The 5344-nt window shown below is 73.4% G+C and carries 5 protein-coding genes; all 5 read left to right on the top strand.

Annotated features, from left to right (window positions below; translation table 11 throughout):
* Nucleotides 1-328 (top strand): hypothetical protein (locus E1293_RS44190; protein ID WP_207939479.1); only part of this gene is annotated, 328 nt, incomplete at its 5' end.
* A 169-nt stretch (nucleotides 329-497) separates the two neighbouring features.
* Nucleotides 498-2522, top strand: coding sequence for a substrate-binding domain-containing protein (locus E1293_RS44185; protein ID WP_132205686.1), 2025 nt, complete (start codon nucleotides 498-500; stop codon nucleotides 2520-2522).
* A gap of 112 nt (nucleotides 2523-2634) precedes the next feature.
* Nucleotides 2635-3786: an acyl-CoA dehydrogenase family protein gene (locus E1293_RS44180; protein WP_132205684.1), complete on the top strand. Its 1152-nt coding sequence runs from the start codon at nucleotides 2635-2637 to the stop codon at nucleotides 3784-3786.
* Between the two features lie 17 nt (nucleotides 3787-3803).
* Nucleotides 3804-4559, top strand: coding sequence for a 3-oxoacyl-ACP reductase FabG (fabG, locus tag E1293_RS44175; RefSeq protein WP_132205682.1), 756 nt, complete (start codon nucleotides 3804-3806; stop codon nucleotides 4557-4559).
* Complete coding sequence (locus tag E1293_RS44170; RefSeq protein WP_132205680.1) at nucleotides 4543-5133, top strand: TetR/AcrR family transcriptional regulator; 591 nt, start codon at nucleotides 4543-4545, stop codon at nucleotides 5131-5133. The genes fabG and E1293_RS44170 overlap by 17 nt, the downstream gene beginning before the upstream one ends.
* The last annotated feature ends 211 nt before the right edge of the window (nucleotides 5134-5344 follow it).

Below are 5344 nucleotides of genomic sequence, written 5' to 3'. Positions count from 1 at the left end.
CCCGCAGGCCCCGTCCCCGGCCCCGTCGAGTACGGCGGTGCCGGCGGCGGACGCCCGCGCGGCGGCGGTGGGCGCCCTCGCGCGGATGCGCCGCGCCATCGACGTGGGGATGGCGCGCGGCGAGGTCGGGCCGCGGTTCGGCAGCGACCTCGCCGTCCAGGTCACCACCCTGCTCAACGAGGTGGACCAGGGCGAGCCCGTGGACCTCGGGGACCGGGTGGCGCGGCTGCGGGCGGCCATCGCGGGGCGGGCGCCGGACGAGGTGTCCCCCGCGCGCGCCGCCGGGCTGGCCGCGCTGCTCGCCGACGTGCCCGTCCCGCCCACCTGACCCGTTGCGGCCCAGTCCCGGGTCGCCGAACCCCTTGACGAAAGACGCCGATGAGACGAACATCACAACCGGCCTTGCTGAGACACATCTCTCATCTGTCTCAGCGGCGGGCCACCGACGGACGGCGCGGCACGGCCCGGAACCCCCGCCCGGGAAACGGAGATCGGCGATGAGCGGACACGACGACGTGCCCGACTGGGCACCCCGGAACCTCTCGGACACGGGCGGCCACGACAACCCCTACACCTTCCTCGGCGCCTCCGACCCCGGCGGCGCCCGCGAGCCCCAGCCCGGCACGCCGCATCCCGGCACCCCGCGCCACGGCACGCCCCGGACCGAGTCCGGCGAGCCCTTCGACGCCTTCAAGCGGCCGGACCGCGCGCCCCGCCCGCCCGGGCCGGCGCACGCCGCCGCCAAGCCGCCCCGGAGACGGCTGAGCCTCGGCGGGCACCGCCCGCCGCGGCGTGTCGGCGGCATCCTGCTCGGCCCCCTCGCCGGCGCGGTCGGCCTGGTGCTGCTCACCGGGCTGGGCGCGTACGCGGTCGCCGCGGCGGCCGGCGGCTGCTCCGGCGACGACGCGGTCACGATCGGCGTGGACGCCGCGCCGGACGTCGCGCCCGCGGTCGTCCGGGCGGCGCGCCGCCTCAACGACGCCGGCCACAAGGCGGAGGGCAAGTGCGTCCGCGCCGAGGTCAGGTCCACCGACCCCGCGGCCGTCGCGACGCTGCTGTCCGGCAAGGGCGTCGCCGGGGTCACGCAGAAGCCGGACGTGTGGATCCCCGACTCGTCGCTGTGGCCCAAGCTCGCCGGCGGGTCCGGCCAGGCCGGCGCCGCGGGGGCGTTCACCCAGTTCGGCGGCATCGCCTCGTCTCCGATCGTGGTGGCGATGCCGAGCGGGCTCGCCACGCAGCTGCGCAACCTCGGCGCCCCCGCGCAGCCCTCCTGGAAGGAACTGCTCGCGGCGGCGGGGACCGCCTCGAACGCCGAGGAGGACCCGGCCGGCGGCGACGGCGTGATCCCGGCGCGGCTGCTCCGGCTGCAGGTGCCCGACCCCAACCGGACCGCCACCGGCATGGGCTCGCTGATGCTCGCCAGCGCGCTGCTGGGCAGGGCCGCCGGCGGCGAGGCGCAGTTCGCGGGCGTGGTCCGCACGATCCGGGAGGGCACCGCCGCGTCCGTCAAGGCGGAGTTCACCCCGTTCGGCCAGCCCGCGACCGACCGCTACCCCGTCGCGCTGGCGCCCGAGCAGGCGGTGTACGCCTACAACGCCCGCCGCCCGGCCACTGCGGCCGTCGCGGTTTATCCGGCGGAGGGCACCGTCTACCTCGACCATCCCGTCACCGTCCTGTCGAAGGACCCGGGCAAGGTCGCCGCGGGCCGGCTGCTGAAGAAGGCGCTCTCGGACCGGGCCGCCCGCGGCGACCTCCAGCGGCTCGGGTTCCGGACGCCGGGCGGGACCGCGCCCGCCGCGTTCTCCGCGCGGACCGGCCTGGACCCGCGACCGCCGAAGGCGCTCCCGGCGACGCCGGCCGCGCAGGTGCGCAGCACCATGCAGTCGTGGGCGCAGCTGTCGCTGAGCATCCGGATGCTGAGCATCATCGACGTGTCCGGCTCCATGGACGAGAAGATCGCGCCGGACGTGACGCGCCTGCAGGCCACGGTCCGCACGGCGCAGGGCGGGCTGTCGCTGCTGCCGGACGACAGCGAGCTCGGCCAGTGGGTGTTCTCCACCGAGCTGGAGGGTAGCCAGGACTGGCGCGAGATGGTCAGCGTCGGGCCGCTTGGCGAGCGGCTCGGCTCGGCCACCCGGCGCCAGCGCATGCTGAGCGCGTTCGCGCAGATCAGGGTGAAGGAGCACGGCGACACCGGCCTGTACGACACGGTCATGGCGGCGTTCGACTACATGAAGCGGACCTACAAGCCGGAGTACGTGAACTCGATCCTGCTGTGGACGGACGGCAGGAACGAGGACCCGGGCGGGCCCTCCCTGGCCGAGACGCTGGACCACATCCGCCGCGAGTACGACCCGGAGCGCCCGGTGCTGATCAACATGTTCGGCAACGGCGAGGACGTGGACGTCAACGAGCTGCGGCAGATCGCGCAGCTCACGCGCGGGGACGCCTACGTGGCCGACACGCCCGGCCAGGTGCAGGCCCTCTTCCTCCGGGCGCTGTCGCAGCGGGTCAGCCCCTGACCTGGACCGCCCGCCCGCCGGCCCGACCGCTCGCCCGTTCTCGCGTTTGATTCTAGAACTACGTTCGAGTTAAATTAGCGTTCTGTTAGTAACGCAGCGAGAGGGGACGGCCGTGCGCCGCACCGTTTTCAACGAGGACCACGAGGCGTTCCGGGACACCATCAGGGACTTCATCGAGGCCGAGGTCGCCCCGGTCTACGAGGAGTGGGAGGACGCGGGGCACCCGCCGCGCGACTTCTACCTCAAGCTCGGCGAGCTGGGCGTGTTCGGGATCCAGGTGCCCGAGGAGTACGGCGGCGCCGGCGAGACCAGCTTCAAGTACCAGGCCGTGGTCTCCGAGGAGTGCGCCCGCGCCGGGGTGGGCTTCGGCGGCTACGGCGTGCACGTCAACCTCGTCCTGCCCTACCTGCTGAAGTACGGCTCGCAGGAGCAGAAGAAGCGCTGGCTGCCGCCCTTCACCAGCGGCGAGATGATGACCGCGATCGCGATGACCGAGCCCGGCACCGGCTCCGACCTCGCCGGCATGCAGACCACCGCGAGGCTGGACGGCGACCACTACGTGCTGAACGGCGCCAAGACGTTCATCACCGGCGGCGTCCTCGCCGACCGGGTGCTGGTGGTGGCGCGGACGTCCCCGGCCACGCCGGAGAACCGCCGCGCGGGCCTGTCGATCCTCGCCGTCGACACCCGGAGCGACGGCTACGCGGTCGGCCGCAAGCTGGAGAAGATCGGGCTGCGCAGCTCCGACACCGCCGAGCTGTCGTTCACCGACGTGCGGGTGCCCGTCGAGGACCTTCTCGGCGAGGAGGGCCGCGGGTTCGAGTACCTCACCCACAACCTGGCCGAGGAGCGGCTCGGCATCGCGACCAGCTCCTACGCCTCCGCGGCCGCCGCCGTCGAGTTCGCCCGCAAGTACGTGCAGGAGCGCACCGTCTTCGGCAAGACCGTTTCGTCGTTCCAGAACACCAAGTTCGTCCTCGCCGAGTGCGCCACCGAGGTCGAGGCCGCCCGCTCGCTCGTCGACCGCTGCGTCGAGGCCCTCGACGCCGGGGAGCTCACCCCCGCCGACGCCGCCGTCTGCAAGCTGTTCTGCACCGAGGTGCAGGCCCGCGTCGTCGACAAGTGCCTGCAGCTGCACGGCGGCTACGGCTACATCCTGGAGTACCCGATCGCGCGCCTGTACGCCGACGCCCGGGTAACCCGGATCTACGGCGGCACCAGCGAGGTGCTCAAGACCATCATCGCCAAGGACATCCAGGTCTGAACCGGAGGGCTGCGCACATGACCGAGAACCGGGTAGCGCTCGTCACCGGCGCGGCGCGCGGCATCGGCGCCGCCACCGCCGTCCGGCTCGCGCGGGAGGGCTTCGCCGTCTCCGTCTGCGACCTCGACGAGGCCGCCTGCGCCGGCACGGTCGAGACGATCACCAAGGAGGGCGGGACGGCGCTCGCCGTCGGCGTGGACGTCGCCGACGCCGAGCAGGCCGCCGCGGCCGTCGCGCGCGCCGCGGCGGAGCTCGGCCCGCCCGTCGTACTGGTGAACAACGCCGGCATCACCCGCGACAACCTGCTGTTCAAGATGTCCGACGACGACTGGGACGCGGTCCTGTCGGTGCACCTGCGCGGCTCGTTCCTGATGTCGCGCGCCGCGCAGGAGCACATGACGAAGGCCGGCTGGGGCCGGATCGTGAACCTGTCGTCGGTGTCGGCGCTCGGCAACCGCGGCCAGGTCAACTACTCCGCCGCCAAGGCCGGGCTGCAGGGCTTCACCAAGACCCTCGCGATCGAGCTGGGCAAGTTCGGCGTGACCGCCAACGCGATCGCCCCCGGGTTCATCGAGACCGAGATGACGGCGGCGACCGCCGCCCGCGTCGGCGTCGACTTCGAGGACTTCAAGGCCGCCGCGGCCAAGGAGATCCCGGTGCGGCGCGTCGGCGTCCCCGCCGACATCGCCGGCACCGTCGCGTTCCTCGTGAGCGACGACGCCTCGTTCGTGTCCGGGCAGGTCATCTACGTGGCCGGTGGTCCCCGCGCGTGAGGGGGCGGCCCGCGGCCGGGACCGGGACGCGACGGAGGAGTCGCTGCGGGCGGCGGCGGTCGCGCTGCTGCGCCGCGGCGGCGTCCTCGCCGGGCTGAACCTGCGGCAGGTCGCCGACGAGGCGCGCGTCAACCGCGGGCTCGTCTACCAGTACTTCGGGTCGCGGCGGTCCCTGCTGCGCTCGGCGCTGTTCCACCGGTCGCGGCCGAACGCCGAGGACGCGGTCGACGCGGCCGGCCTGCCGCTGCGCGAACGGCTCGCCCGGCTGTTCTGGACGAGCCTGCGCCATCCCGAGCCGGTCCGGCTGGCGACGCTGCTGGTGCTGGACGGCGACGACCGGCCCCGCGTGCTGCTCAACCGGGGCGCGAGCCGGGAGGACCTCGCCGCCGAGGCCGCGCGGGGCGAACTGCCGGTCGAGGACGTCGAGGCCGTCCAGGCGGCGATCGCGTCCACGATCTACGGGTACACGCTGCTGCGCGAGCATCTCGCCCGCGAGATCGGCCTTCCGGAGGAGGAGCTGGACAAGCGCATGGCCGAGTGCGTGGAGGCCATGTTCACCCGCCGGCGCGACTAGCTGTACTTGGCCATGATCTTGGTGACACCTGACCGGTAGGTGTTTGATCAGCAAGAAGACCTCCGGGCGTAGTGGAGTTTGCATGCTTCACCAGCACCCGGAGGTCTCAGTGAGTCACGCTAACGCCCGTCTGACATTCCACGGCAGATGCCTGCTGGTTCGCCGTGTCGTGCAGGACGGCCGGCCGGTCGCGCACGTCGCGGCCGAGCTG

This window comes from Actinomadura darangshiensis (assembly GCF_004349235.1).
Classification (GTDB): Bacteria; Actinomycetota; Actinomycetes; order Streptosporangiales; family Streptosporangiaceae; genus Spirillospora; species Spirillospora darangshiensis.
The sequence above is the reverse complement of the archived record's forward strand: the minus strand, read 5'-3'. Positions and strand labels throughout refer to the sequence as shown.